Annotated in this window: 26 protein-coding genes and 1 other RNA gene; 23 read left to right on the forward strand and 4 right to left on the reverse strand. The window is 62.2% G+C overall.

Annotation, left to right across the window (positions count from 1 at the left end; translation table 11 throughout):
* Positions 1–195: 195 nt before the first annotated feature.
* From rplM to BW992_RS12205, 7 genes are all read left to right on the forward strand, one after another.
* The gene (gene rplM / locus BW992_RS12175) at positions 196–624 is read left to right on the forward strand and encodes a 50S ribosomal protein L13 (protein WP_053146474.1); all 429 of its coding nucleotides are present in this window, start codon (positions 196–198) and stop codon (positions 622–624) included.
* Between the two features lie 14 nt (positions 625–638).
* Positions 639–1,031 carry a 30S ribosomal protein S9 gene (gene rpsI / locus BW992_RS12180; RefSeq protein WP_072396930.1) on the forward strand — a complete coding sequence of 131 codons (393 nt, stop codon included), beginning with the start codon at positions 639–641 and terminating at the stop codon, positions 1,029–1,031.
* Positions 1,032–1,286: 255 nt separating this feature from the next.
* A complete protein-coding gene (petA, locus tag BW992_RS12185; RefSeq protein ID WP_039591565.1) occupies positions 1,287–1,880 on the forward strand; it encodes a ubiquinol-cytochrome c reductase iron-sulfur subunit in 594 nt (197 codons plus the stop codon).
* On the forward strand, positions 1,880–3,091 hold the full coding sequence (locus BW992_RS12190) for a cytochrome b (RefSeq protein WP_053146468.1): 1,212 nt from the start codon (positions 1,880–1,882) through the stop codon (positions 3,089–3,091). The genes petA and BW992_RS12190 overlap by 1 nt, the downstream gene beginning before the upstream one ends.
* Positions 3,091–3,873 carry a cytochrome c1 gene (locus tag BW992_RS12195; RefSeq protein ID WP_072396932.1) on the forward strand — a complete coding sequence of 261 codons (783 nt, stop codon included), beginning with the start codon at positions 3,091–3,093 and terminating at the stop codon, positions 3,871–3,873. The genes BW992_RS12190 and BW992_RS12195 overlap by 1 nt, the downstream gene beginning before the upstream one ends.
* 151 nt (positions 3,874–4,024) lie before the next feature.
* Positions 4,025–4,642, forward strand: a complete 618-nt coding sequence (locus tag BW992_RS12200) for a glutathione S-transferase N-terminal domain-containing protein (protein ID WP_072396934.1) — start codon at positions 4,025–4,027, stop codon at positions 4,640–4,642.
* Positions 4,643–4,658: 16 nt separating this feature from the next.
* Positions 4,659–5,069 (forward strand): ClpXP protease specificity-enhancing factor, encoded by a 411-nt coding sequence (locus BW992_RS12205; protein WP_072396936.1) that lies wholly within the window; start codon positions 4,659–4,661, stop codon positions 5,067–5,069.
* Positions 5,070–5,387: 318 nt separating this feature from the next.
* On the opposite strand, the gene BW992_RS12210 is transcribed toward BW992_RS12205, so the two are convergent.
* The 4 genes from BW992_RS12210 to BW992_RS12225 form a co-directional block, all read right to left on the reverse strand.
* A complete protein-coding gene (locus BW992_RS12210; protein WP_072396938.1) occupies positions 5,388–5,966 on the reverse strand; it encodes a BON domain-containing protein in 579 nt (192 codons plus the stop codon).
* On the reverse strand, positions 5,963–6,556 hold the full coding sequence (locus tag BW992_RS12215) for a phosphoheptose isomerase (RefSeq protein WP_007928463.1): 594 nt from the start codon (positions 6,554–6,556) through the stop codon (positions 5,963–5,965). Before BW992_RS12215 ends, BW992_RS12210 begins: the two co-directional genes overlap by 4 nt.
* A 110-nt stretch (positions 6,557–6,666) precedes the next feature.
* Entirely contained in the window at positions 6,667–7,029 is a 363-nt protein-coding gene (locus tag BW992_RS12220) for a YraN family protein (RefSeq protein WP_076406299.1), read from the reverse strand.
* Positions 7,029–8,840 (reverse strand): penicillin-binding protein activator, encoded by a 1,812-nt coding sequence (locus BW992_RS12225; protein ID WP_076406301.1) that lies wholly within the window; start codon positions 8,838–8,840, stop codon positions 7,029–7,031. Before BW992_RS12225 ends, BW992_RS12220 begins: the two co-directional genes overlap by 1 nt.
* Before the next feature lie 240 nt (positions 8,841–9,080).
* On the opposite strand from BW992_RS12225, the gene rsmI reads away from it, so the two are divergent.
* The 16 genes from rsmI to ftsA all read left to right on the forward strand — a co-directional run bounded on the left by rsmI (position 9,081) and on the right by ftsA (position 26,208).
* Positions 9,081–9,953 carry a 16S rRNA (cytidine(1402)-2'-O)-methyltransferase gene (gene rsmI / locus BW992_RS12230; RefSeq protein WP_072431565.1) on the forward strand — a complete coding sequence of 291 codons (873 nt, stop codon included), beginning with the start codon at positions 9,081–9,083 and terminating at the stop codon, positions 9,951–9,953.
* Positions 9,954–10,027: 74 nt separating this feature from the next.
* Positions 10,028–10,381: RNase P RNA component class A (gene rnpB / locus BW992_RS12235), an RNA gene on the forward strand.
* A 308-nt stretch (positions 10,382–10,689) separates the two neighbouring features.
* On the forward strand, positions 10,690–11,145 hold the full coding sequence (gene mraZ, locus BW992_RS12240) for a division/cell wall cluster transcriptional repressor MraZ (RefSeq protein ID WP_072396977.1): 456 nt from the start codon (positions 10,690–10,692) through the stop codon (positions 11,143–11,145).
* A complete protein-coding gene (rsmH, locus tag BW992_RS12245) occupies positions 11,142–12,089 on the forward strand; it encodes a 16S rRNA (cytosine(1402)-N(4))-methyltransferase RsmH (RefSeq protein WP_072431566.1) in 948 nt (315 codons plus the stop codon). The genes mraZ and rsmH overlap by 4 nt, the downstream gene beginning before the upstream one ends.
* Positions 12,086–12,379, forward strand: coding sequence for a cell division protein FtsL (gene ftsL / locus BW992_RS12250; RefSeq protein ID WP_053146444.1), 294 nt, complete (start codon positions 12,086–12,088; stop codon positions 12,377–12,379). Before rsmH ends, ftsL begins: the two co-directional genes overlap by 4 nt.
* A complete protein-coding gene (locus tag BW992_RS12255) occupies positions 12,379–14,118 on the forward strand; it encodes a peptidoglycan D,D-transpeptidase FtsI family protein (protein ID WP_172834658.1) in 1,740 nt (579 codons plus the stop codon). The genes ftsL and BW992_RS12255 overlap by 1 nt, the downstream gene beginning before the upstream one ends.
* Positions 14,118–15,581, forward strand: a complete 1,464-nt coding sequence (locus BW992_RS12260; protein WP_072397004.1) for a UDP-N-acetylmuramoyl-L-alanyl-D-glutamate--2,6-diaminopimelate ligase — start codon at positions 14,118–14,120, stop codon at positions 15,579–15,581. Before BW992_RS12255 ends, BW992_RS12260 begins: the two co-directional genes overlap by 1 nt.
* Positions 15,574–16,941: a UDP-N-acetylmuramoyl-tripeptide--D-alanyl-D-alanine ligase gene (locus tag BW992_RS12265; RefSeq protein WP_076406303.1), complete on the forward strand. Its 1,368-nt coding sequence runs from the start codon at positions 15,574–15,576 to the stop codon at positions 16,939–16,941. The genes BW992_RS12260 and BW992_RS12265 overlap by 8 nt, the downstream gene beginning before the upstream one ends.
* Positions 16,941–18,023 carry a phospho-N-acetylmuramoyl-pentapeptide-transferase gene (gene mraY / locus BW992_RS12270; protein ID WP_072397008.1) on the forward strand — a complete coding sequence of 361 codons (1,083 nt, stop codon included), beginning with the start codon at positions 16,941–16,943 and terminating at the stop codon, positions 18,021–18,023. Before BW992_RS12265 ends, mraY begins: the two co-directional genes overlap by 1 nt.
* A 5-nt stretch (positions 18,024–18,028) precedes the next feature.
* Positions 18,029–19,375, forward strand: a complete 1,347-nt coding sequence (gene murD, locus BW992_RS12275; RefSeq protein ID WP_072397010.1) for a UDP-N-acetylmuramoyl-L-alanine--D-glutamate ligase — start codon at positions 18,029–18,031, stop codon at positions 19,373–19,375.
* The gene (gene ftsW / locus BW992_RS12280; protein WP_072397012.1) at positions 19,372–20,589 is read left to right on the forward strand and encodes a putative lipid II flippase FtsW; all 1,218 of its coding nucleotides are present in this window, start codon (positions 19,372–19,374) and stop codon (positions 20,587–20,589) included. Before murD ends, ftsW begins: the two co-directional genes overlap by 4 nt.
* Positions 20,579–21,649: an undecaprenyldiphospho-muramoylpentapeptide beta-N-acetylglucosaminyltransferase gene (gene murG, locus BW992_RS12285; protein ID WP_072397014.1), complete on the forward strand. Its 1,071-nt coding sequence runs from the start codon at positions 20,579–20,581 to the stop codon at positions 21,647–21,649. Before ftsW ends, murG begins: the two co-directional genes overlap by 11 nt.
* Positions 21,642–23,102, forward strand: a complete 1,461-nt coding sequence (gene murC / locus BW992_RS12290; protein WP_076406305.1) for a UDP-N-acetylmuramate--L-alanine ligase — start codon at positions 21,642–21,644, stop codon at positions 23,100–23,102. Before murG ends, murC begins: the two co-directional genes overlap by 8 nt.
* Positions 23,099–24,064, forward strand: a complete 966-nt coding sequence (locus tag BW992_RS12295; protein ID WP_072397018.1) for a D-alanine--D-alanine ligase — start codon at positions 23,099–23,101, stop codon at positions 24,062–24,064. Before murC ends, BW992_RS12295 begins: the two co-directional genes overlap by 4 nt.
* Before the next feature lie 2 nt (positions 24,065–24,066).
* The gene (locus BW992_RS12300; protein WP_042729561.1) at positions 24,067–24,933 is read left to right on the forward strand and encodes a cell division protein FtsQ/DivIB; all 867 of its coding nucleotides are present in this window, start codon (positions 24,067–24,069) and stop codon (positions 24,931–24,933) included.
* A 15-nt stretch (positions 24,934–24,948) separates the two neighbouring features.
* A complete protein-coding gene (gene ftsA, locus BW992_RS12305) occupies positions 24,949–26,208 on the forward strand; it encodes a cell division protein FtsA (RefSeq protein WP_053149737.1) in 1,260 nt (419 codons plus the stop codon).
* Positions 26,209–26,243 lie beyond the last annotated feature (35 nt).

Consider the following 26,243-nt stretch of genomic DNA (forward strand, 5'->3'; position numbering starts at 1 on the left):
GCAATCTGCATAATTGCGCACCTCTTTCTGCAGTGGAAGTGATGCCCCGCCGCCGAAGAATCTTGCCGTTGAACGGACGCGCCGACCCGAGCCCCCGAAAGCGTCTGTATCCGGCTGCCTTTGACTTGTCAAAGTACGCACTATTCAGTAAGATCCGCCGTCTAATTTACAGGGCGGCCCCTGAGGCTATAAAGAATGAAAACTTTTACTGCTAAACCGGAAACAGTAAAGCGCGACTGGTTCGTCGTCGACGCTGCTGGTCAGACCCTGGGTCGTCTGGCCACCGAAATCGCGAGCCGTCTGCGTGGCAAGCACAAGCCTGAGTACACTCCTCACGTCGACACCGGTGACTACATCGTTGTGATCAACGCCGAGCAGGTACGTGTGACGGGTGCCAAGACCTCTGACAAGATGTACTACTCCCACTCCGGTTTTCCTGGTGGCATCAAGTCGATCAACTTTGAAAAGCTGATCGCCAAAGCCCCTGAGCGCGTGATCGAGACCGCGGTTAAAGGCATGCTGCCTAAGAACCCGCTGGGTCGCGACATGTATCGTAAGCTGAAGGTTTATGCGGGCGCTGCTCACCCTCATACTGCTCAGCAGCCCCAAGAACTGAAGTTTTAACGGAATAGTTCATTATGTCGGCGACTCAAAATTACGGCACTGGCCGTCGCAAGACTGCAACCGCACGCGTTTTCCTGCGTCCGGGCACTGGCAACATCTCCATCAACAACCGCTCCCTGGATAACTTCTTCGGCCGCGAGACTGCTCGCATGGTCGTTCGCCAGCCGCTGGAACTGACCGAGACCATCGAGAAATTCGATATCTACGTCACTGTCATCGGTGGTGGTGTAAGTGGTCAGGCTGGCGCCATCCGTCACGGCATCACTCGTGCCCTGATGGACTACGACGAAACTCTGCGCAGCCCACTGCGCAAAGCCGGCTTCGTTACTCGCGATGCTCGCGAAGTTGAACGTAAGAAAGTCGGTCTGCGTAAAGCGCGTAAGCGTCCTCAGTACTCGAAGCGTTAATTCGTCTTCGCGTTCAAAAAAACGCCCAGTTCCATACGGAGCTGGGCGTTTTTTTATGGGCAAAATAATTTGCTGTGACAACTTGCCACATCCGTAGAGCCCCTATACTACAAGGCTTGGCGGTATGACCGCTCGGTAATTACCTTGTCAGAATTGGGGGTTTTCATTACCATTCGGCAAAATTTTTATAAGTTCAGATTTTTACTTAGTAGACGCCTGATTCAACAGGCCACAAAGCTGATGGGAGAGGACTGAATGAGCAATGACGGCGTGAATGCAGGCCGGCGTCGCTTCCTGGTAGCAGCCACATCCGTGGTGGGTGCTGCAGGAGCGGTGGGGGCTGCGGTCCCGTTCGTGGGGTCATGGTTTCCCAGCGCCAAGGCGAAAGCTGCCGGCGCACCGGTGAAAGTGAATGTCAGCAAGATCGAGCCAGGCCAGCAGATGATTGCTGAGTGGCGCGGCCAGCCGGTGTTCATCGTCCGCCGTACGGAGGAAATCCTGGGGAATCTGAAAAAGATCGAGGGTCAGTTGTCCGACCCATCCTCCAAGAACTCGGTCCAACCGGAATACGTCAACCCTGAAACGCGTTCGATCAAGCCGGAAGTCCTGCTGCTGATCGGTATCTGTACGCACCTGGGTTGCTCGCCAACGTTCCGTCCCGAAGTGGCCCCTGCCGACCTGGGCAAGGATTGGGTCGGCGGCTATTTCTGCCCTTGCCACGGCTCCCATTACGACCTGGCCGGTCGCGTCTACAAGTCGCAACCCGCACCTCTGAACCTGCCAGTTCCCCCGCATTCCTATGAGACCGATGACATCATTGTCGTTGGCGTCGATACGGAGAAAGCGTGATGAGCAAATTAATGGATTGGTTCGATGCGCGCTTTCCCGCGACCAAAATGTGGGAAGACCATCTCAGCAAGTACTACGCCCCGAAGAACTTCAACTTCTTCTACTTCTTTGGCTCCCTGGCACTGCTCGTTCTGGTCAACCAGATCGTTACCGGTGTCTGGCTGACCATGAGCTACACCCCGTCGGCGGAAGAGGCGTTTGCCTCCGTCGAGTACATCATGCGCGACGTCGAGTACGGCTCGATCCTGCGTCTGCTGCACTCCACCGGTGCCTCGGCATTCTTCATCGTGGTCTACCTGCACATGTTCCGCGGCCTGCTCTACGGTTCGTACCAGAAGCCTCGTGAGCTGGTGTGGGTCTTCGGCATGCTGATCTACCTGGCGCTGATGGCCGAGGCCTTCATGGGCTACCTGCTGCCGTGGGGCCAGATGTCTTACTGGGGTGCCCAGGTGATCATCTCGCTGTTCGGTGCGATTCCTGTCATCGGCGACGACCTGACCCAGTGGATCCGTGGCGACTACCTGATCTCGGGTATCACCTTGAACCGCTTCTTCGCCCTGCATGTGGTGGCCCTGCCGATCGTGATCCTCGGCCTGGTGGTGCTGCACATCCTGGCGCTGCATGAAGTCGGTTCGAACAACCCTGACGGCGTGGATATCAAGAAACTCAAGGACGAAAACGGCGTACCGCTGGATGGCATTGCCTTCCACCCGTACTACACCGTGAAGGATATCGTCGGCGTGGTGGTGTTCCTGTTCATCTTCTGCTCCATCGTGTTCTTCTTCCCGGAAATGGGCGGTTACTTCCTGGAGAAACCGAACTTCGAGCAGGCGAACGCCTTCAAGACGCCTGAGCACATCGCTCCCGTCTGGTACTTCACACCGTTCTACGCGATTTTGCGGGCGGTTCCGGACAAGCTGCTGGGGGTCATTGCCATGGGTGCGGCCATCGCGGTGCTGTTCGTGCTGCCGTGGCTGGACCGCAGTCCGGTCAAGTCGATGCGATACAAAGGCTGGCTGAGCCGGATCTGGCTCGTGGTGTTCTGCATCTCGTTCGTGATCCTGGGCGTGCTGGGCGTATTGGCGCCAACGCCGGGTCGTACGTTGCTGTCGCAGGTCTGCACCTTCCTGTACTTCGCCTACTTCATTCTGATGCCTTTCTATACCAGGCTCGAGAAGACCAAACCGGTTCCGGAAAGGGTGACTGGCTGATGAAAAAACTATTCGCTGTATTGATTCTCGCTGCCATGCCTGTCCTGTCCTTCGCGGCCGAACACGGCGGACCAGAACTGGAAAAAGTCGACATCGACGTTTCCGATAAGGCCGCCATGCAGGACGGTGCCCGTACTTTCGCCAACTACTGCATGGGCTGCCACAGTGCCAAGTTCCAGCGTTACGAGCGCGTGGCCAATGACCTGGGCATCCCTCATGAGTTGATGCTGGAGAAGCTGGTGTTCACCGGCGCCAAGTTGGGCGACCACATGAACATCGGCATGCAGCCGGCAGACGCCAAGACCTGGTTCGGCGCCGCGCCGCCCGACCTGACCCTGGTCGCTCGCGTGCGTGGGACCGACTGGCTCTATGGCTACCTGCGTTCGTTCTATGAAGATCCGGCGCGTCCATGGGGCGTGAACAACAAGGTCTTCCCGAACGTGGGCATGCCGAACGTCCTGGTTGGCCTGCAGGGTCGCCAGGTCGTGGGCTGCAAGCAGGTCCAGATCGTCGAGGACGGCAAGAAGCAATTCGACCCGCTGACCGGCACTGCCTTGACCCATGAGGCTTGTGACCAGTTGACGATCCTGCCCAATACCGGCAGCCTCACTCCCGAGCAGTTCGATGAGAAGGTCAAGAATCTGGTAACCTTCCTGGCTTACTCGGCGAACCCGGTGAAGCTGGAGCACCAGCGCATTGGTACCTACGTGTTGCTGTACCTGGCGTTCTTCTTCGTATTCGCCTATCTGCTCAAGCGTGAATACTGGAAAGACGTACATTGATAAAGCTGTAAGCCGTTGCTGTTAATCGTGCGCGCCCAAGGGCGTCTCTGAAGGTGTAACGAGCCTGGTTGGCCAGGTGTTACGGGAGACGCCCTCTGGGCGCGCTCGTTTTTCCGTTTTTCAAGAATTTCAACAAGCGAGGAGGATCGCCATGGGCGTGACCAATCGGTTGGCCTGTTACTCCGACCCCGCCGACCACTATTCCCACCGGGTACGTATCGTACTGGCAGAGAAAGGTGTCAGCGCCGAGATCATTTATGTCGAGGCGGGTCGTCAACCGCCAAAGCTGATCGAGGTGAACCCTTACGGTAGCCTGCCTACGCTGGTCGATCGTGACCTGGCGTTATGGGAGTCGACCGTGGTGATGGAATATCTGGATGAGCGTTATCCGCATCCACCCTTGCTGCCGGTGTACCCTGTCGCTCGTGCGAACAGCCGTCTGCTGATTCATCGTATCCAGCGCGACTGGTGCGGATTGGTGGACCTGATCCTGGATCCGCGAACCAAGGAGTCGGATCGGGTGGTCGCGCGCAAGGAGTTGCGCGAAAGCCTGACAGGCGTATCGCCGCTGTTCATCGACAAACCGTTTTTCCTCAGTGAGGAACAAAGTCTGGTGGATTGCTGCCTATTGCCCATACTCTGGCGTTTGCCGATTCTGGGTATCGAACTGCCGCGGCCCGCCAAGCCGCTGCTTGATTATATGGAGCGCCAATTCGCGCGTGAGACGTTCCAGGCAAGCCTGTCTGGTGTCGAGCGCGACATGCGCTGAGGCTTAGGGAGCCGCTATGAACTCCAGTCGACCTTATCTGGTCCGCGCGCTCTATGAGTGGATTGTGGACAACGATTGCACCCCGCATATGCTGGTCAACGCCGAGTATCCTTCGGTGCAGGTGCCGCAGGGTTTTGCCAGTGATGGGCAGATTGTCCTCAACGTTTCGCCGGCCGCCGTGCGCCATCTGCACATGGACAACGACGCCGTAAGTTTCGAAGGGCGCTTTGGTGGTGTGCCGCACACGCTGTATGTGCCTATTGCTTCGATCCTCGGGATCTACGCCCGGGAGAATGGTCAGGGCATGGTGTTCGAGTTGGAAGCGCCATTGGATGGCGAGGATGAGTATGAGGCGGATGATGACTTGCCGCCGGATGACGAGCCGCCGCGGCCTAGTGGGCGGCCTAGTCTTAAGGTGGTGAAGTAGGGTTTTGTGTGTAGATCCGTTTCTGCGGTAACGGCTGCTTACGGTTCCGCCCTTACGGCGGGTCACTTTTGGCAGACGCCCCAAAAGTAACCAAAAGGTCTGTGCCCAGTGGTGGGGCCAAGCGCTTTTGGTTACTTTTGGCGCTTTTCCAAAAGTGACCCGCCGTCAGGGCGGAACCCTAAGCAGCCGTTACCGCAGAAACGGATATACACACAAACCAACCCCCCCAAAAAAAACGGCACTTCCCCATCTGAAGAAGCACCGTTTTCCAGCCAAGCCAAGCCAAGCCAAGCGCAGCATCAAGAACCGCAACTGCCCTCAGTCAATATACTCAAACAACTTAACGATCTTCTGCACCCCGGAAACTCCCTGCACCAGATTGGTCGCCTGGGCGGCCTCTTGCTTGGTCAGCAGACCCAGCAGATAAACAATACCGTTCTCGGTCACGACCTTGATGCGCGAGCCTGGAATACTGGCATCGGTGAGCATCTGGGTCTTGATCTTGGTGGTCAGCCAGGCGTCGTTCTGGCGCGCCAGCAGCGAGGAGGGTGGCAGGACCTGCAACTCGTTATGGACGGTCTTGACCCGTTGCACAGCGCTGGCGGCTTGCTCGGCCTTGGCCTTGAGGTCTTCCCTCGGGGTCTGGCCGGCCAGCAGCACGACACCGTTGAAGCTGGTGACGACGATATGCGAGTTGTTGTCCAGGTCCGGGTCGGCCTTGGCGATGTTCACGCCGGCCTTGGTTTCGATCAGAGAGTCGTCGATCTTGCTGCCGAAGGTGCGGGTGCCGCGGTCGTCTTCAATCGGCTTCTCCCGGCTGGCGTTCACCACCGATGTGCAGCCGCTGATGCCGAGGCACAGGGTCAGGGCCAGAAGGCCAAGGCGATTAGGGGTCATTCTTCACTCCCGAACAGTTGGCTGTCGATCAAGTCGCAGAGACAGTGGATCGCCAGCAGGTGGACTTCCTGGATACGTGCGGTGACATTGGCCGGTACGCGAATCTCGACGTCCTCGGGCAAGAGCAGTGATGCCATGCCGCCGCCATCGCGTCCGGTCAATGCTACGACAATCATTTCGCGATCATGTGCGGCCTGGATCGCCTGAATAATGTTGGCCGAGTTGCCGCTGGTGGAGATCGCCAGCAATACATCGCCAGGCTGGCCCAGGGCGCGGATCTGTTTGGAGAAGACTTCGTTGTAGCTGTAGTCGTTGGCGATGGAGGTGATCGTCGAGCTGTCGGTGGTCAGGGCGATGGCCGGCAGGCTCGGGCGCTCGCGCTCGAAGCGATTGAGCAGCTCCGACGAGAAGTGCTGGGCGTCGCCGGCCGAGCCGCCGTTGCCGCACGACAACATCTTGCCCTCGTTGAGCAGGGCGTTGACCATCACCTGGCTGGCTTGCTCGATGTGCGGTGCAAGTACGTCCATCGCCTGCTGCTTGGTGTCGATACTGGCCTGAAAAAGCTGGCGGATTCGCGATTGCATGTCCATCTGTGTGACCTTAAGTAGCGCGACTTATCGGCACAGGCGTGTGCGGCGCGCAAAGCAAAGAGCAAAAATTGAATGAAGGTGTCCGGCCCGGTTCGTCATGACGTTGGCGTTCAACTGTCGAAGGCGTTCTGTAGCCAGTTCAACTGATCGGCGTTGCTGTCGATGGCAACCACGTCGAAACGACAGGGGTGATCGGCCCATTGAGATTCGCATTGCAGAAAATACTGCGCGGCGAATATCAGCTTCTGGCGCTTGCGCGCGTCGATGCTGTCGAGGGCGCCACCCCATTGGGTGTTTTTTTTGTAGCGGACTTCGACAAATACTACTGTATCGCCATCAAGCATGACCAGATCAAGCTCGCCGCGTTTACACAACCAGTTCTGCGCCACCAGGCGCAGACCGTGTTGCTGGAGATGCGCGAGGGCGAGGCCCTCGGCATTCCGACCGCTTTGCTGGCGTGATCGCTCGGGCATCAGCGCTGAGTGTCCGGCAGGCGCTGCACTTGACCGTTGACGAACTCGGCCCAGGGCAGTTGCCGCTGGATCCGCTGGGATTGCGACACCGCCAGGCTACCCGACAGGCCTTCGATACGGCTGTCCGGCAGGGTCTTGAGCTGACCCAGGCGTGGCGCCAGGCGGTAGGCATCCGCGCCCATCGCGTACAACCGGCCCAGGCTGCCGCCGGCCTGGGGCCATTGTGCGGTGACCTGCTTGCGCAGCGGGTCGTTGGCATCGAGCAGCCACGGGGTTTCGCAGAAACGGATACCGTTCATGTCGTTGTACTGGTTCTGGTCGCCGCTGGCACTGAACACCTGGGACGTTGCGTAGACCGGCACGTCGCCAGCGTATTGGAAGTTCAGGGTCGGCTTGATCTGCTGGGCCTGTTGCGGAGTCGAGGCCAGGAAAATGAATTCGATGTCCTGGCGACGGGACGGCTGGGCCGCAACCGTGGTGCCCACGGTGCTCTGCAGGCTCTTGGCGCGGGCTTCGCTCTGGCGCAGCTGGAACATGTCGGCGATCTGCTGGGCCAGTTGTACTGGCTGGTCGACGCGTTCGATAGCGACGATGGTGCCGCCGTTGGCTTGCCAGTCCTGGCTGAAGGCCTTCAGTACCCGATCACCCCATTCGCCTTTCGGCACCATCGCGGCCGCGCGATGCAGGCCGTCGGCGCGGGCGCGACGAGCGACTTCGCGAGCTTCGTCCTCCGGAGCCAGGCCGAACTGGAATAGCTGGGGTGGGCCTTGCTCGCCTTCGCTGTAGTTCAGCGCCAGGGTGGTGATCGGCAATTGCGGCCGCGTGCTGATCTGCTTGACCAGCGGTTTTTCCAGGGGGCCTACCACCAATTGCACGCCGTCCGCCTGGGCCTTGCGATAGAACTCGTCCATGGAGGTCAGGTTGGTGCTGTCGTAGAACTGGATGCTGGGTGGATTCTGCCCGGCCTGTTGGGCCTGGTAGTGGGCGGCCATGAAGCCTTCGCGCAGGGCCTTGGCAACCGTAGCCAGCTGGCCATTCTGGGGCAGCAGCAATGCGATTTTGCTCAGTGGCTGGCTGGCCAGCTCCTTGAGCTTGACCAGGGGTGTCGGCAGCTGGATCGCGGCGGGATGCTTGGGATTCTGCTCGCGCCAGCTATTGATGGCGGCCTGCTGCTGCTCCAGGGTGCCGGCGGTTTTCACCGCACGGGCCAGGCTCAGCCAGCCTCCGAGGTCATCGGTGGTGCTCGGTTGCAGTTGATCGGTGGGCAGCGAGGCGATCAGCGACCAGATGGCTTCGTGGTTTTTCGCCGCGGCCTCGTTCTCGAGCAGTGGTGCGATGAAGATCCGTTCCCGGGCGGCCGCCAGGGTCTGGCCATCGGCCTCCAGGGCACGGGCATGCACGGTGCCGGTACGGATCTGTTGTTCAACCGGCATTTCGCCCAGGTGCTGCTGGCTCGGATGGCTCAGGGCAGCCAGCGCCGCCTTGGGCTGATTGCGTGTCATGGCCAGTTCCGCCGACAGGGTGCTGGCGAAGATCTGCTGGCCAGGCTTGAGCTGTTCCAGCGGCACCTGTTGCAGGATCTGCGCGGACTGGCCGGCATTGCCTTGACGGTAGGCCAGGTCCGCCGCGCTCAGGCGCAGCAGGGCGGCTTTTTCCGGAGTTTTGCTTTGGGCGGCCTGTTCGAGCAGTTGCTCGATACTGGCATCCGGGGTCCGTGGAAGCTCGCCAAGGCTGGACGAGGGCGAGCTGGCGCAGGCCGCCAGAAGGGCAGCGAGGCAGAGAGCGGAAAACAGCCGCAGGCAAGCGATCATGTAAATGTTCCTGATACGAGATCAAATTAGCGTCGAATTGTACCCAAGCGCTGGCCGGGGTGCGATGTCGGTGGCGTGAATCGATCGATTTAGGTATTTCAAAGGGTGCGGCGCGCCACAAAAGTCAGGTATTGACCTGTGGCCAGGGGGCGCGCTCCCTGGCCACAATGGCTGAAGTGAACAGCCGAGACGGCCGGCACACGCTACAATGGCGGTTTTACCGATCATGAGGTATGCGCTTTGACTGTTCCAGGTGCTTTGAATTCCGCCGCCGGCTCGCTTTATGTGGTGGCGACGCCCATCGGCAACCTGGACGATATCAGCGCCCGGGCGCTGAAGATTCTGCAGGATGTTGCCCTGATCGCGGCCGAAGACACGCGCCATTCCCAGCGTCTGCTGCAGCATTTCGGCATAGGCACGCCGTTGGCGGCCTGCCATGAGCACAATGAGCGCGATGAAGGCAGTCGCTTCATCACGCGCCTGTTGGCGGGCGATAACGTTGCGCTGATTTCCGATGCCGGTACGCCGCTGATTTCCGACCCCGGCTATCATCTGGTGCGCCAGGCCCGTGCCGCCGGTATCAATGTCGTACCGGTGCCGGGAGCCTGCGCGCTGATCGCAGCGTTGTCGGCGGCCGGCCTGCCGTCGGACCGTTTCATCTTCGAAGGTTTCCTGCCGGCCAAGGCGGTGGGGCGGCGGGCGCGCCTGGAGTCTATAAAGGAGGAGCCTCGTACCCTGATTTTCTACGAAGCACCGCATCGGATCCTGGAATGCCTGCAGGACATGGAGTCGGTATTCGGTCCCGAGCGCCCGGCGCTACTGGCCCGCGAGCTGACCAAGACCTTCGAAACCCTCAAGGGGCTACCGTTGGCGCAGTTGCGGGCTTTCGTCGAAAACGATAGCAACCAGCAGCGTGGCGAATGCGTGGTGCTGGTGGCAGGCTGGACGGCGCCGGAAAATGAGGAGGGTGTCAGCGGCGAGGCGATGCGCATCCTGGACCTGTTGCTCGAGGAAATGCCGCTCAAGCGCGCCGCCGCGCTTGCCGCGCAGATTACCGGCGAGCGCAAGAACGTGCTGTATCAGGTAGCGCTGGATAAACAGAAGGCCCGGTAAAACCGGACAGGCAACCTGGCCAAAGGCTTTTAGCGCTTGTTCTTCGCACGCTCTGCCGTTAACCTTCGCGGCGGAGAGTCGATCGGACAGTCGCTGCCCTCTATGAGAATTAGGGGGGGGAGGAAAGTCCGGGCTCCATAGGGCGAAGTGCCAGGTAATGCCTGGGAGGCGCGAGCCTACGGAAAGTGCCACAGAAAATAACCGCCTAAGCGCTTCGGCGCCGGTAAGGGTGAAAAGGTGCGGTAAGAGCGCACCGCACGGCTGGCAACAGTTCGTGGCTAGGTAAACCCCACTTGGAGCAAGACCAAATAGGGTCCCAAGGCGTGGCCCGCGCTGGGACCGGGTAGGTTGCTAAAGATGTCCAGTGATGGCCATCGTAGACGAATGACTGTTCAAGACAGAACCCGGCTTACAGATCGACTCTCCACCTTTTCCCTCCCTGCTGAAATCATCGGCAGCAGCAGTTGCTAATACCAAAAAAATCTTACTCTTAATAAATCACTTTAACTTGTGAGCGCAGTTTCCTGTGTTCGCTCGAATTATGGTGAAAAATCCTACGTCAGATTCCTGTTAGCCCTCCAGATCCGCTCCTAAATCTCCGATCTATAAGGCTTTTCCTTCAATCCGCGCCTTGACGGTGCAGTGGGCGCGTTCCTATAGTGTGCGCGAGTGGAGGAAAGTGGCATGAAGTGGGTTTTTTGGGCGGTAAAACGCTGAATCTGGGAGAAACGCTGACGTGTTTCGCGGAGCTAACGCCATCAGTCTCGATGCAAAGGGCCGTCTCGCCATGCCGAGCCGGTACCGTGACGAGCTCGTTTCGCGTAGTTCCGGGCAATTGATCGTCACGATCGATGCTGTTGACCCCTGCCTGTGCGTCTACCCCCTCGATGAATGGGACGTCATCGAAACCAAACTGCGCGCACTGCCTTCGCTGCGTGAAGAAAACCGCCGTCTGCAACGTTTGCTGATCGGTAATGCCGTCGATCTCGAGCTCGACGGCAGTGGTCGTTTCCTGGTCCCGCCGCGCCTGCGCGAATACGCCAAGCTGGACAAGCGCGCGATGCTGGTGGGCCAACTGAACAAGTTCCAATTGTGGGACGAAGATGCCTGGAATGCGGTTTCCGCCGCCGACCTCGCTGCTATTCAACAACCGGGTGCCATGCCCGATGAACTGCGTGATCTGATCCTGTGACTATTGATAGCGGCTTCAAACACATCACCGTACTGCTGGACGAGGCCGTCGACGCTCTCGCCGTACGTCCTGATGGCTGCTATCTGGACGGCACGTTCGGGCGCGGTGGGCACAGTCGGCTGATTCTCAGCCAGCTCGGTCCGGACGGCCGGCTGCTGGGGTTCGACAAGGATCCTCAAGCGATTGCCACCGGGCAAGCGCTGGCGGCCGAAGACGGCCGCTTTGTCGTTGTGCAGCGCAGCTTTGCCGAGCTGGGTTCGGAAGTCGCCGAGCGGGGCCTGGCCGGCAAGGTCAGCGGCGTCCTGCTCGACCTGGGCGTGTCTTCGCCGCAACTGGACGACCCGGAGCGCGGTTTCAGTTTCCTCAACGATGGCCCGCTGGACATGCGCATGGATCCTTCCCGTGGCATCAGTGCGGCCGAGTTCGTCAATACCGCCCCAATGGAAGAAATCGCCCGCGTCTTCAAGGAATATGGCGAAGAGCGTTTTTCCGGGCGCATGGCGCGTGCCGTGGTGGAACGGCGCGAGATCAAGCCTTTCGAACGCACTGGTGACCTGGCCGAAGTGCTGAAGGTCGCCAATCCGGCGTGGGAAAAGGGCAAGAATCCGGCGACCCGTGCTTTCCAGGGGCTGCGCATCCACGTCAATAATGAATTGGGCGATCTCGAAGCCGGCCTCGAAGCGGCCCTCGATGCGCTGGAGATCGGTGGTCGGCTGGTGGTGATCAGCTTCCATTCCCTGGAAGACCGTATCGTCAAGCTGTTCATGCGCAAGCTGACCAAGGGCGAAGCCGATAACCTGCCGCGCAACCTGCCGGTGCGTTTCGAAGCCTTCGTGCCCAGGATCAAGATCCACGGCAAGGCCCGGTTCGCCTCCGAGGCTGAGCTCAAGGCCAATCCACGCGCCCGTAGTGCCGTCATGCGTGTCGCGGAGAAGTTGCGGTGAGCCGGCTCTTCGCCAAGCCCCTGCCAGGCGGCAGCTTTTTCATGCTGCTGCTGTTTATCGGCGTGCTCGTGTCGGCCATTGCCGTGTCCTACAGTGCCCACTGGAACCGTCAGCTGCTCAATACGCTTTACAACGAACTGAGCGTGCGCGACAAGGCGCAGGCCGAATGGGGGCGGTTGATCCTGGAGCAAAGTACCTGGACGGCCCATAGCCGTATCGAAGTGCTGGCCACCGAACAACTGAAAATGCGCATCCCGGGCGCTGCCGAAGTGCAGATGGTGGCGCCATGATGAAGCTCGAAGGGGCGCTGTTCCCGTGGCGGTTCCGTCTGGTCCTGGGGTTGCTCGGGATCATGGTGGCTGCCATTTCGTGGCGCATCATCGACCTGCAGGTCGTCGACCGTGATTTCCTCAAGGGGCAAGGTGACGCCCGCAGTGTGCGTCATATTCCTATTCCGGCTCACCGCGGCCTGATCACCGACCGCAATGGCGAACCCCTGGCCGTGAGTACGCCGGTGACCACCTTGTGGGCCAATGCCAAGGAAATGCAGCTGGCCAAGGACAAGTGGCCCGCCCTGGCGGCCGCTCTCGGGCAGGATCCCAAGGCTTTGGCCGAGCGTCTCGAAGCACAGGCCAACAAGGAGTTCATCTATCTGGTTCGCGGCCTGACCCCGGAACAGGGCCAGAGCGTGCTCGACCTGAAGGTGCCGGGTGTCTATGGCATCGAAGAGTTCCGGCGTTTCTATCCCGCCGGGGAAGTCACGGCCCACATGGTCGGATTCACCGACATCGATGACCGCGGCAGGGAAGGGGTCGAACTGGCCTACGATGAATGGCTTGCCGGGGTGGCCGGCAAGCGGCAAGTCATCAAGGATCGGCGCGGCAGGCTGATCAAGGATGTCCAGGTCACCAAAAACGCCAAGGCCGGAAAGCCCTTGGCGTTGTCCATTGATCTGCGCCTGCAATACCTGGCCAACCGCGAGCTGCGCAATGCCATCGTCGAGAACGGTGCCAAGGCCGGCAGCCTGGTGATCATGGACGTGAAGACCGGCGAGATCCTCGCCATGGTCAACCAGCCGACCTACAACCCCAACAACCGTCGCAACCTGCAGCCGGCGATGATGCGTAACCGCGCGATGATCGACGTGTTCGAGCCTGGTTCCACCATGAAGGCGGTCTCCATGGCCGCCGCCCTGGAGACCGGACGCTGGAAACCGAGCGACACCGTCGAGGTGTATCCGGGGACCTTGCAGATCGGCAAGTACACCATTCGCGACGTGTCCAAGACCGAAGGCCCGGTGCTCGACCTGACCGGTATCCTGATCAATTCCAGTAACGTCGGCATGAGCAAGATCGCCTTCGACATCGGCGGCGAAACGATCTACCGCCTGGCCCAGAAGATCGGCCTCGGCCAGGACACCGGCCTGGGGTTCCCGGGTGAACGTGTCGGCAACCTGCCGAACTATCGGGAATGGCGCAAGGCCGAAACGGCCACGCTGTCCTATGGCTACGGTGTCTCCGTGACGGCGATCCAGTTGGTCCACGCATTTTCGGCGTTGGCCAACAATGGCCGTATCGCACCCCTGACCCTGATCAAATCCGACAAGCCGCCGCAAACCACCCAGGTGATCCCGGAGAATGTCGCCAAGACCATGCAGGGCATGCTGCAGCAGGTGATCGAGGCGCCGCGCGGGGTGTATCGCGCCCAGGTGCCGGCCTATCACGTCGCGGGCAAGTCGGGTACGGCCCGCAAGACCTCCGTGGGGACCAAGGGCTATGCCGAGAACTCCTACCGTTCGCTGTTCGCCGGCTTCGGCCCGATGAGCGACCCTCGCTACGCCATCGTGGTGGTCATCGACGAGCCGAGCAAGGCCGGTTACTTCGGTGGCCTGGTTTCAGCGCCGGTCTTCAGCAAGGTCATGTCCGGCACCCTGCGCCTGATGAACATTACTCCGGATAACCTGCCGCCGACCCAGCAGGCGAGTACCGCGCCGGTCGTCCCCTTGAAAGCCGATGGAGGGCGTGGCTGATGTCCCTGAGCCTGAACAAGATATTCGCCCACGCCGGTCACGATCTGCTGATTCGCGAACTGGCCCTGGACAGCCGCAACGTCCGTGCCGGGGATCTGTTCCTGGCCGTGCCGGGCGCGCGTTCCGATGGCCGTGCCCATATCGCCGATGCCTTGAAGCGCGGGGCTGCCGCCGTGGCCTATGAAGTGGAAGGCGCCACCGTGCTGCCGATCACCGATGTCCCGCTGATCCCGGTGAAGGGGCTGGCGGCGCAGCTGTCGGATATCGCCGGTCGCTTCTATGGCGAGCCGAGCCGTCACCTGAACCTGATTGGCGTGACCGGCACCAACGGCAAGACCAGCGTTACCCAACTGGTGGCCCAGGCGCTGGACCTGCTGGGCCAGCATTGCGGCATTGTCGGGACACTGGGCAATGGTTTCCACGCAGCGCTGGAAAGCGGCCTGCATACCACGCCGAACCCGATCGCCTTGCAGGCGACCCTGGCCGACCTGAAGAAGGCTGGGGCCAAGGCCGTGGCCATGGAAGTTTCCTCCCACGGCCTGGACCAGGGCCGCGTGACCGCCCTGGCATTCGACGTCGCGGTGTTGACCAACCTGTCCCGCGACCATCTGGATTACCACGGCACGATGCAGGCCTATGGCGAAGCCAAGGCACGGCTGTTTGCCTGGAACGACCTGAAATGCCGGGTCATCAATATCGACGACGCGTTCGGCCGGCAATTGGCCGCCGAGCACCGCGAGTCCCGGTTGATCACCTACAGCCTGGAAGATGCCAGCGCCTACCTTTATATACGCCAGGCGCAATTCACCGACGAAGGCGTGCGCGCCACGCTGGTCACGCCCCAGGGCGAACATCACCTGCGCAGCACCTTGCTGGGGCGTTTCAACCTGAGCAACGTGCTGGCCGCGGTGGGCGCCTTGCTTGGCCTGGACTACCCGCTGGATGAAATCCTCAAGGTCCTGCCGAAACTCGAAGGCCCGGCCGGTCGCATGCAGCGCTTGGGTGGCGGTACGCAACCGCTGGTGGTGGTCGATTACGCCCATACCCCCGATGCCCTGGAGAAAGTCCTGACGGCCCTGCGGCCTCACGCCCGGGGCAGGTTGCTGTGCCTGTTCGGCTGTGGTGGCGATCGCGACCGCGGCAAGCGTCCGCTGATGGCCGAAGTGGTCGAGCGGCTGGCCGATGGCGTGCTGGTCACCGACGACAACCCACGGACCGAAGACCCGATGCGGATTTTCGACGACATCCGCGCCGGATTCACCGCTGTGGATAACGTCACGTTCGTGGCCGGCCGTGCTCAGGCGATTGCGCAATTGATCGCTGGCGCTTCGGCGGACGACGTCATTGTCCTGGCTGGCAAGGGCCACGAGGACTATCAGGAAATCAATGGTGAACGCCACGCTTTCTCCGATCTGGTGGAAGCCGATCATGCCTTGACCGCGTGGGAGGTGGCCCATGCTTAAGGCCTTGAAACTCAGTGAACTGACCCATGCCTTGAACGGGCGCCTCGTCGCCGCGGACGCTACCTTCGACGGCGTGAGCATCGACAGCCGGGCCATTGTCGCCGGGCAGCTCTTCGTGGCCCTGGCCGGGCCGCGTTTCGACGGCCATGACTACCTGAACGAGGTCGCCGCCAAAGGCGCGGTCGCCGCGTTGGTCGAGCGGGAAGTGAGCAACAGCACGTTGCCGCAATTGCGGGTGGATGACACCCGCCAGGCCCTGGGCCAACTGGGCGCATTGAACCGTGCGGCGTTCGACAAGCCGGTCGCGGCCATCACCGGTTCCAGCGGCAAGACCACGGTCAAGGAAATGCTTGCCAGCATCCTGCGCACCCGTGGGCCAGTGCTGGCGACCCGTGGCAACCTGAACAACGACCTCGGCGTGCCCCTCACCCTGCTGGAGCTGGCGCCGGAACACAGTGCCGCCGTCATCGAGCTCGGGGCCTCGCGGCTCGGCGAGATTGCCTACACCGTGGCCATGACCAGGCCTCACGTGGCGGTGCTCAACAATGCCGGTACCGCCCACGTCGGCGAGTTCGGCGGTCCGGAGAAAATCGTCGAGGCCAAGGGCGAGATCATCGAGGGGCTGGATGCCAATGGCGTCGCCGTGTTGAATCTCGATGACAAGGCTTTCGAAATCTGGAAGGCCCGGGCCGGTGAGCGCAAGGTGCTGACCTTCGCCCTGAGCAATCTCGCCGCGAACTTCCATGCCAGCGACCTCGATCGCGATGCCCGCGGCTGCCCGGCCTTCAACCTGCACGGTCCCGACGGCGCCGAGCGGGTCCAGTTGAACCTCCTTGGCACCCATAACGTTGCCAACGCCCTGGCCGCGGCGGCGGCTGCCCATGCCCTGGGCATTTCGCTGCCGGGCATCGTCGCCGGGTTGAACGCGGTGCAACCGGTCAAGGGGCGCTCGGTCGCGCAATTGGCCAGTAACGGCATGCGCGTGATCGACGACACCTATAACGCCAACCCGACGTCCATGTGCGCAGCGGTGGATATCCTGGCCGGGTTCTCCGGTCGCACCGTGCTGGTGCTGGGGGATATCGGCGAGCTGGGCGAGTGGGCGCAGCAAGGCCATCACGATGTCGGGGCCTATGCCCGTGGCAAGGTCGACGCGCTGTATGCGGTCGGCCCGATGATGGCCCATGCGGTCGCCGCCTTTGGCGAGCACGCGCGGCATTTCACCACTCAGGCCGAGCTGATCGAGGCCCTGGGTGCCGAACAAGACCCGAACACCACTTTATTGATCAAGGGCTCTCGTAGCGCCGCGATGGAAAACATCGTCGCGGCGCTGTGCGGCACCCGTATGGAGAAACATTGATGCTGCTGCTGCTAGCGGAGTACCTGCAACAGTTCCACAAAGGCTTCGCGGTCTTCCAGTACCTGACCCTGCGCGGGATCCTGGGCGTGCTGACCGCGTTGTCGTTGTCGCTGTTCCTGGGCCCGTGGATGATCCGCACCCTGCAGAACCTGCAGATCGGCCAGTCGGTGCGTAACGACGGCCCGCAGTCGCACCTGTCCAAGTCCGGTACTCCCACCATGGGCGGTGCGCTGATCCTGTCGTCCATCGGCATCAGCACCTTGCTCTGGGCCGACCTGGCGAACCGCTACGTCTGGGTCGTGCTGTTGGTGACCCTGTTGTTCGGCGCCATCGGTTGGGTCGACGACTACCGCAAGGTCATCGAGAAGAACTCTCGTGGGCTGCCAAGCCGCTGGAAGTATTTCTGGCAGTCGGTGTTCGGCCTGTGCGCGGCGATCTTCCTTTATATGACCGCCGCCTCGCCGGTGGAAACCACCCTGATCCTGCCGATGCTCAAGGACTACAGCATCCCGCTGGGCGCCGGCTTCATCGTGCTGACCTACCTGGTGATCGTCGGTTCCAGCAACGCGGTCAACCTCACCGACGGCCTCGACGGCCTGGCGATCATGCCCACGGTCATGGTCGGCGGCGCGCTGGGGATCTTCTGCTACCTGTCGGGTAACGTGAAATTCGCCGAATACCTGCTGATTCCCTACGTACCGGGGGCGGGTGAGTTGATCGTGTTCTGTGGCGCCCTGATCGGTGCCGGCCTGGGCTTCTTGTGGTTCAACACCTACCCGGCGCAAGTCTTCATGGGCGACGTCGGCGCCCTGGCGCTGGGCGCGGCCCTGGGCACCATCGCCGTCATCGTTCGCCAGGAAATCGTCCTGTTCATCATGGGCGGCGTGTTCGTGATGGAGACCCTGTCAGTCGTCATTCAGGTTGCTTCCTTTAAATTGACCGGCCGCCGCGTATTCCGCATGGCACCGATCCACCACCACTTTGAACTCAAGGGCTGGCCCGAGCCACGCGTGATCGTCCGTTTCTGGATCATCACCGTGATCCTGGTGCTGATCGGCCTTGCCACCCTGAAACTGAGGTAGAACGAGTGTCCCTGATCGCTTCTGACCACTTCCGCATCGTTGTCGGCCTCGGCAAGAGCGGCATGTCCCTGGTTCGCTTCCTGGCGAACCGGGGCGTGTCGTTTGCCGTGGCCGATACGCGGGAGAATCCACCTGAGCTTGCGACGTTGCGTCGCGACTATCCGCAGGTGGACGTGCGTTGTGGCGAGCTGGACGTCGAGTTCCTGTGCCGCGCCGATGAGCTCTACGTGAGTCCCGGCCTGGCCCTGGCGACGCCGGCCCTGCAGGCGGCCGCTGCCCGTGGCGTGAAATTGTCCGGTGACATCGAGCTGTTCGCCCGCAACGCCAAGGCGCCGATCGTTGCCATCAGCGGTTCCAACGCCAAGAGCACCGTCACCACCCTGGTGGGCGAGATGGCCGCGGCCGCCGGCAAGCGGGTCGCCGTCGGTGGCAACCTGGGCACTCCGGCCCTGGACCTGCTCAGCGATGACGTCGAGCTGTATGTGATGGAGCTGTCGAGCTTCCAGCTCGAAACCACCGACCACCTGGGCGCCGAAGTGGCCACCGTGCTCAATATCAGCGAAGACCACATGGACCGCTACAGCGGCCTGCCGGCCTATCACCTGGCCAAGCACCGGATCTTCCGGGGCGCCCGGCAAGTGGTGTTCAACCGCCAGGATGCCCTGACCCGCCCGTTGTTGGGCGAGGGCATGCCGTGCTGGTCCTTTGGCCTGGGGGTACCGGACTTCAAAGGGTTCGGGTTGCGCGAAGAGAATGGCGAGAAATACCTGGCCTTCGAATTCCAGAACCTGATGCCGGTGCGCGAGCTCAAGATCCGTGGCGCCCATAACCAGGCCAATGCCCTGGCGGCGTTGGCCCTTGGACATGCGGTCGGCCTGCCGTTCGATGCCATGCTCTCGGCCCTGCGGACCTTCGCCGGGCTCGAGCACCGTTGCCAGTGGGTGCGCGACCTCGATGGCGTGGCCTGGTACAACGATTCCAAGGCCACCAACGTCGGCGCTGCGCTGGCCGCCATCGAAGGCCTGGGCGCGGACATCCAGGGCAAGCTCGTGCTGATCGCCGGCGGCGACGGCAAGGGCGCCGACTTCAAGGACCTGCGCGATCCGGTGGCGGCCAACTGCCGCGCCGTGGTGCTGATGGGGCGTGACCGCGAATTGATTGCCCAGGCCATCGGCGATGCCGTGCCGCTGGTTCGCGTCGACTCCCTGGACGAGGCCGTGCGGCAATGTCGCGCCCTTGCCCAGCCGGGCGACGCGGTGCTGTTGTCGCCGGCCTGCGCCAGTTTCGACATGTTCAAGAACTACGAAGAGCGTGGGCAGCTGTTTGCCCGGGCGGCGGAGGACTTGGCATGAGCCTCATGAATATCATCAAGCCGTACCCGTCGCCGTTGATCACCGGCCGTGGCATCGACCTGGACTTCCCGATGCTTGCCGGCTGCCTGGCGCTGCTGGGCCTGGGCCTGGTGATGATCACTTCGGCGTCCTCGGAAGTGGCCGCGGTGCAATCGGGCAACACGCTTTACCACATGATCCGTCACCTGATCTATCTGGTGATCGGCCTGGGCGCGTGCATCGTCACCATGATGGTGCCGATCGCCACCTGGCAACGCCTGGGCTGGATGATGCTGCTCGGCGCCTTTGGCCTGCTGGTGCTGGTGCTGGTGCCGGGGATCGGTCGCGAGGTCAACGGTTCGATGCGCTGGATCGGCTTCAGCTTCTTCAACGTGCAGCCTTCGGAAATCGCCAAGGTCTTCGTGGTGCTCTTCCTGGCCGGCTACCTGGTGCGGCGCCAGAAGGAAGTGCGCGAGAGCTGGATGGGCTTCTTCAAGCCATTCATCGTCCTGCTGCCCATGGCGGGCCTGTTGCTGATGGAGCCGGACTTCGGTGCCACGGTGGTGATGATGGGCGCTGCGGCGGCCATGCTGTTCCTGGGGGGCGTCGGACTGTTCCGTTTCATCCTGATGGTGGCGCTGGCGGTCGCGGCCGTGACCGTACTGGTACAGGCGCAGCCCTACCGGATGGCGCGCCTGATCACCTTCACCGACCCGTGGGCCGACCAGTTCGGTTCCGGCTACCAGCTGACCCAGGCCCTGATCGCCTTCGGGCGCGGGGAGTGGCTGGGTGTTGGGCTGGGCAACAGCGTGCAGAAGCAATTCTACCTGCCGGAAGCCCACACCGACTTCGTGTTCTCGGTCCTGGCCGAGGAGCTGGGCGTGGTGGGTTCGCTGTGCACCGTCGCGCTGTTCGTCTTCGTCTGCGTGCGGGGCATGTACATCGGCCTGTGGGCCGAGAAAGCCAAACAGTTTTTCGCCGCGTACGTGGCGTACGGCCTGTCGTTCCTGTGGATCGGTCAATTTTTGATCAATATCGGGGTGAACGTCGGCCTGTTGCCGACCAAGGGCCTGACCCTGCCATTTCTCAGCTATGGCGGCAGTTCCCTGGTGATCTGCTGCGCCTGCCTGGGCCTGCTGCTACGCATTGAATGGGAAAGCCGGACTCACCTGGGCAGCGAAGAAATGGAATTCCATGAAAGCGACTTCGCCGAGGAGCCGACTCATGGGCGCTAACGTGCTGATCATGGCGGGCGGTACCGGCGGGCACGTGTTCCCGGCGCTGGCCTGTGCCCGTGAGTTCCAGGCCCGTGGCTACACCGTGCACTGGCTGGGCACGCCGCGGGGCATCGAGAACGAGCTGGTGCCCGGCGCCGGCCTGGAGCTGCACCGGATCGACGCCAGCGGGCTGCGAGGCAAGGGCCGGTTGTCGTTGCTCAAGGCGCCACTGATGCTGCTCAGGTCGATCTGGCAGGCGCGGGCGATCATTCGGCGGCTGCGGCCGGTATGCGTGGTGGGGTTTGGCGGTTATGTGACCGGTCCCGGTGGTGTCGCGGCGAAACTGGCCGGCGTACCGGTGATCGTTCACGAGCAGAACGCCGTGGCCGGTACCGCCAATCGGTTACTCGTGCCGTTGGCCGCCCGGGTCTGTGAAGCCTTTCCCGACACCTTTACCCTGTCGGGCAGCCGGCGCACCACCGGCAATCCGGTGCGTACCGAGCTGTTTCTCGATACACCGCGCCCGGCCCTGGCCGGACGCAAGGCGCGTTTGCTGGTCCTGGGCGGAAGCCTGGGAGCGGAACCGTTGAACAAGCTGCTGCCCGAAGCCTTGTCGCAGGTCGCCCCCGAACTGCGGCCGGAAGTGTTTCATCAGGCCGGCAGGAACCACGATGAAGTGACCGCCGAGCGCTACCGCGCCGCAGGCGTCGAGGCGCAAGTGCAGCCTTTCATCAAAGACATGGCCCAGGCCTATGGCTGGGCCGACCTGGTGATCTGTCGCGCAGGCGCGCTGACCATCAGTGAACTGGCTGCCGCCGGTCTGCCCTCGATGCTGGTGCCTCTGCCCCACGCCATCGACGATCACCAGACCCGTAATGCCGATTATTTGGCCCGTGAAGGCGCTGCCTTCCTGATGCCGCAAAGAACGACTGGCGCCGCGGATCTCGCCGCGCGCCTGACAGAGGTATTGATGCAGCCGCAACGACTCGAAGACATGGCCCGCGCCGCGCGCCGCCTGGCCAAACCCGATGCTACGACCCAAGTGGTCGATACCTGCCTGGAGGTGGCCCATGGTTGAGAATCGCAAAGCCATGCCACAACCGGAAATGCGCCGTATCCGCCGCATCCACTTCGTCGGGATCGGCGGAGTGGGCATGTGCGGCATCGCCGAAGTGCTGTTGAACCTGGGCTACGAAGTTTCAGGCTCCGACTTGAAGGCTTCGCCGGTCACCGAGCGACTGGAGTCCTTCGGTGCGCAGATCTTCATCGACCACCGCGCCGAGAACGCCGCCAATGCCGACGTGCTCGTGGTGTCCAGTGCCGTGAACACTTCCAACCCTGAAGTGGCCACTGCCCTGGAACGCCGTATTCCCGTGGTGCCACGCGCCGAAATGCTGGCCGAGCTGATGCGCTACCGCCACGGCATCGCCGTGGCCGGCACCCATGGCAAGACCACCACCACCAGCCTGATCGCCTCGGTGTTCGCCGCCGGAGGCCTGGACCCGACCTTCGTCATCGGTGGCCGTCTGAACGCCGCGGGCACCAATGCCCAGCTGGGCACCAGTCGCTACCTGATCGCCGAAGCCGACGAGAGCGATGCGAGCTTCCTGCACCTGCAACCGCTGGTGGCGGTGGTGACCAACATCGATGCCGACCACATGGCAACCTACGATGGCGACTTCAACAAACTGAAGAAGACCTTCGTCGAGTTCCTGCACAACCTGCCGTTCTACGGGTTGGCGGTGGTGTGCCTGGACGACCCGGTCGTACGCGAGATCCTGCCCCTGATCAAGCGCCCGACCGTGACCTACGGGTTCGGCGAAGACGCCGATGTGCGGGCCATCAATGTACGCCAGCAGGGCATGCAGACCTTCTTCACCGTGCTGCGTCCCGAGCGCGAGCCGTTGGATGTGTCGGTGAACATGCCGGGTAACCACAACGTGCTCAATGCACTGGCAACCATCTGCATCGCCACCGACGAAGGTGTCAGCGACGAAGCCATTGTCCAGGGGCTCTCCGGGTTCCAGGGCGTGGGCCGGCGCTTCCAGGTCTACGGCGAACTGCCGGTGGACGGCGGCAACGTGATGCTGGTGGACGACTACGGCCATCATCCGACCGAAGTCGCGGCGGTGATCAAGGCCGTGCGCGGTGGCTGGCCGGAGCGGCGCCTGGTGATGGTCTACCAGCCGCACCGCTACAGCCGTACCCGCGACCTGTACGACGATTTCGTCCAGGTGCTGGCCGATGCCAACGTGCTGCTGTTGATGGAAGTCTATCCGGCCGGCGAAGAGCCGATTCCCGGTGCCGACAGCCGCCAGTTGTGCCACAGCATTCGCCAACGCGGCCAATTGGACCCGATCTACATCGAGCGCGGCGTGGACCTGGCGCCGCTGGTCAAGCCGCTGCTGCGCGCCGGTGACATCCTGCTGTGCCAGGGCGCCGGCGACATCGGCGGGCTCGCTCCGAAACTGTTGAAAAGTCCGTTATTCGCCGGGGCCGTCGTGGCATCCAGCGAGGGGAAACTGAAATGACTGCTGCCTACGCCAACCTGGTCTCGACCCTCGACCCGAAAGCTTTCGGCCGTGTCGCCGTGCTGTTCGGTGGCAAGAGCGCCGAGCGCGAGGTGTCCCTCAAATCCGGCAGGGCCGTACTCGAAGCCCTGCAAAGCGCCGGTGTCGATGCGTTCGGCATCGACGTGGGCGATGACTTGCTGCAGCGCCTGCTGAGCGAAAAGATCGACCGCGCATTCATCATTCTCCACGGGCGCGGCGGCGAAGACGGCAGCATGCAGGGCCTGCTCGAATGCCTGGGCATCCCCTACACCGGCAGCGGCATCCTGGCTTCCGCGCTGGCGATGGACAAGCTGCGCACCAAGCAGGTCTGGCACAGCCTCGGCATTCCGACGCCGCGGCATGCCGTGCTGGCATCCGAGGCCGACTGTATTTCGGCGGCCACGGAACTGGGCTTCCCTTTGATCGTCAAACCGGCCCATGAAGGTTCAAGTATCGGCATGGCGAAAGTGAATTCGCTGCCTGAATTGACCGCGGCATGGAAAGACGCCAGTTCCTACGATTCGCAAGTGTTGGTCGAGCAGTGGATCACCGGTCCCGAGTTCACCATCGCCACCCTGCGTGACCAGGTGTTGCCCCCGATTGCCCTGGGCACGCCGCACACGTTCTACGACTACGACGCCAAGTACATCGCCAACGATACCCAGTACCGCATTCCCTGCGGGCTGGACGCCGCCAAGGAAAAAGAACTGATGGACCTCACGGCCAAGGCTTGTGAGGCGCTGGGTATCGCCGGTTGGGGCCGGGCGGACGTGATGCAGGACGCCGAGGGGCAGTTCTGGTTCCTGGAGGTCAATACCGCTCCGGGCATGACCGATCACAGCCTGGTACCGATGGCGGCCCGTGCCGCCGGTCTGGATTTCCAGCAACTGGTGCTGTCGATCCTGGCGGCCAGTGTCGGCACGCAAGAGGCAAGAGGTTAAGCATGCAAGGCGCATCGCTTCGTCATCAGCCCTCCGCACCCGGCCGCAAGCCGGTGCCGCGGGGTGCCAGCCGAATGGTGGCCAAGGAGCCGATGTCGGCGCGCCTGCCGAAAGCCAATTTTGGTTTCCTGAAGAGCCTGTTCTGGCCGGTACTGCTGGTGGCGTTGGGGTTCGGTACGTATGAAGGGGCGCAACGGCTGCTGCCCTATGCCGACCGGCCGATCGCGCGGATCAACGTCCAGGGCGACCTGAGCTACATCAGCCAGCAAGCGGTGCAGCAGCGGATCGCCCCGTTCGTGGCGTCGAGCTTCTTCACCATCGACCTGGCGGGCATGCGCACGGAGCTGGAGCAGATGCCCTGGATCGCCCACGCCGAGGTCCGCCGGGTGTGGCCCGACCAGGTGTCGATCCGCCTGGAGGAACAGCTGCCGGTGGCCCGTTGGGGCGACGAGTCGTTGCTGAACAACCAGGGGCAGGCGTTCACGCCACGGGAACTGGCCAACTACGAACATTTGCCACAGCTGTTCGGCCCTCAGCGGGCCCAGCAGCAGGTGATGCAGCAATACCAGGTGTTGAGTCAGATGTTGCGGCCGCTGGGCTTCTCCATCGCGCGCCTGGAATTGCGCGAGCGCGGCAGCTGGTTCCTGACCACTGGCGCGGGCAGCTCGGGACCGGGCATCGAGCTGTTGCTCGGTCGCGGCAACCTGGTGGAAAAGATGCGCCGCTTCATCGCCATCTATGACAAGACGCTCAAAGAACAGATTACGAACATCGCGCGCATCGATCTGCGCTATGCCAACGGCCTGGCCGTCGGCTGGCGGGAACCTGTGGCGCCCACGACGGCCGAACCCGCCGTCGCGAAGAATTAAGAAGAGGCAGGACCCATGGCAAACGTGCAAAGCGGAAAAATGATCGTCGGGCTGGATATCGGCACTTCCAAGGTGGTTGCGCTGGTAGGTGAGGTCGCGGACGACGGCACGCTGGTCATCGTCGGGATCGGCACCCATCCGTCCCGCGGCTTGAAGAAAGGCGTGGTGGTGAACATCGAGTCCACCGTGCAGTCGATCCAGCGCGCCATCGAAGAGGCGCAACTGATGGCCGGTTGCCGGATCCACTCGGCGTTCGTCGGCGTGGCGGGCAATCACATCCGCAGCCTGAACTCCCACGGTATCGTGGCGATCCGTGATCGCGAAGTCAGCTCCGCCGACCTCGAGCGCGTACTGGACGCGGCCCAGGCCGTGGCGATCCCGGCTGACCAGCGTGTGCTGCACACCCTGCCGCAGGACTACGTGATCGATAACCAGGAAGGCGTGCGCGAGCCCCTGGGCATGTCCGGCGTGCGCCTGGAAGCCAAGGTCCACGTGGTCACCTGCGCTGTTAACGCCGCGCAGAACATCGAGAAATGCGTGCGTCGCTGTGGCCTGGAGATCGACGACATCATCCTCGAGCAATTGGCCTCGGCCTATTCGGTGCTGACCGACGACGAGAAAGAACTGGGCGTGTGCCTGGTGGACATCGGCGGCGGCACCACCGACATTGCGATCTTCACCGAAGGCGCCATCCGCCACACGGCCGTGATCCCGATTGCCGGCGACCAGGTGACCAACGACATCGCCATGGCGTTGCGCACCCCGACCCAGTACGCCGAGGAAATCAAGATCCGCTACGCCTGCGCCCTGGCGAAACTGGCTGGCGCCGGTGAAACCATCAAGGTGCCCAGCGTTGGCGACCGTCCGCCGCGCGAGTTGTCGCGCCAGGCCCTGGCCGAAGTGGTCGAGCCGCGTTACGACGAGCTGTTCACGCTGATCCAGGCCGAGCTGCGTCGCAGCGGCTACGAAGACCTGATCCCGGCCGGCATCGTGCTGACCGGTGGTACGTCGAAGATGGAAGGCGCGGTCGAGCTGGCCGAGGAGATCTTCCACATGCCGGTACGCCTGGGCGTGCCCCATGGCATCAAGGGCCTGGACGACGTGGTTCGCAACCCGATCTATTCCACGGGCGTGGGCCTGTTGATGTACGGCTTGCAGAAACAGTCCGACGGGATCTCGTTCTCGGGGATCGGCAGCCGCGACAGCTACAGCAGCGACGAGCCCAAGGCGCCGCTTTTCGAGCGGCTCCAGGCTTGGGTCAAAGGCAATTTCTGAACCAGGTTCAACACTTCAGGCGGCGAGTCTCAGGC

This window comes from Pseudomonas sp. 7SR1 (genome assembly GCF_900156465.1).
Lineage (GTDB): Bacteria > Pseudomonadota > Gammaproteobacteria > Pseudomonadales > Pseudomonadaceae > Aquipseudomonas.

Bases quoted from the DNA above. Each gene is read 5' to 3' on its own strand.
- murC (WP_076406305.1), top strand. From the start codon at position 21,642: ATGGTTGAGAATCGCAAAGCCATGCCACAACCGGAAATGCGCCGTATC.
- rpsI (WP_072396930.1), top strand. From the start codon at position 639: ATGTCGGCGACTCAAAATTACGGCACTGGCCGTCGCAAGACTGCAACC.
- BW992_RS12265 (WP_076406303.1), top strand. From the start codon at position 15,574: ATGCTTAAGGCCTTGAAACTCAGTGAACTGACCCATGCCTTGAACGGG.
- BW992_RS12220 (WP_076406299.1), bottom strand. From the start codon at position 7,029: ATGCCCGAGCGATCACGCCAGCAAAGCGGTCGGAATGCCGAGGGCCTC.
- rplM (WP_053146474.1), top strand. From the start codon at position 196: ATGAAAACTTTTACTGCTAAACCGGAAACAGTAAAGCGCGACTGGTTC.
- BW992_RS12295 (WP_072397018.1), top strand. From the start codon at position 23,099: ATGACTGCTGCCTACGCCAACCTGGTCTCGACCCTCGACCCGAAAGCT.
- ftsA (WP_053149737.1), top strand. From the start codon at position 24,949: ATGGCAAACGTGCAAAGCGGAAAAATGATCGTCGGGCTGGATATCGGC.
- murG (WP_072397014.1), top strand. From the start codon at position 20,579: ATGGGCGCTAACGTGCTGATCATGGCGGGCGGTACCGGCGGGCACGTG.
- BW992_RS12205 (WP_072396936.1), top strand. From the start codon at position 4,659: ATGAACTCCAGTCGACCTTATCTGGTCCGCGCGCTCTATGAGTGGATT.
- ftsW (WP_072397012.1), top strand. From the start codon at position 19,372: ATGAGCCTCATGAATATCATCAAGCCGTACCCGTCGCCGTTGATCACC.
- BW992_RS12255 (WP_172834658.1), top strand. From the start codon at position 12,379: ATGAAGCTCGAAGGGGCGCTGTTCCCGTGGCGGTTCCGTCTGGTCCTG.
- BW992_RS12200 (WP_072396934.1), top strand. From the start codon at position 4,025: ATGGGCGTGACCAATCGGTTGGCCTGTTACTCCGACCCCGCCGACCAC.
- BW992_RS12215 (WP_007928463.1), bottom strand. From the start codon at position 6,556: ATGGACATGCAATCGCGAATCCGCCAGCTTTTTCAGGCCAGTATCGAC.
- BW992_RS12260 (WP_072397004.1), top strand. From the start codon at position 14,118: ATGTCCCTGAGCCTGAACAAGATATTCGCCCACGCCGGTCACGATCTG.
- BW992_RS12225 (WP_076406301.1), bottom strand. From the start codon at position 8,840: ATGATCGCTTGCCTGCGGCTGTTTTCCGCTCTCTGCCTCGCTGCCCTT.
- petA (WP_039591565.1), top strand. From the start codon at position 1,287: ATGAGCAATGACGGCGTGAATGCAGGCCGGCGTCGCTTCCTGGTAGCA.
- BW992_RS12210 (WP_072396938.1), bottom strand. From the start codon at position 5,966: ATGACCCCTAATCGCCTTGGCCTTCTGGCCCTGACCCTGTGCCTCGGC.
- BW992_RS12195 (WP_072396932.1), top strand. From the start codon at position 3,091: ATGAAAAAACTATTCGCTGTATTGATTCTCGCTGCCATGCCTGTCCTG.
- BW992_RS12190 (WP_053146468.1), top strand. From the start codon at position 1,880: ATGAGCAAATTAATGGATTGGTTCGATGCGCGCTTTCCCGCGACCAAA.
- BW992_RS12300 (WP_042729561.1), top strand. From the start codon at position 24,067: ATGCAAGGCGCATCGCTTCGTCATCAGCCCTCCGCACCCGGCCGCAAG.
- mraY (WP_072397008.1), top strand. From the start codon at position 16,941: ATGCTGCTGCTGCTAGCGGAGTACCTGCAACAGTTCCACAAAGGCTTC.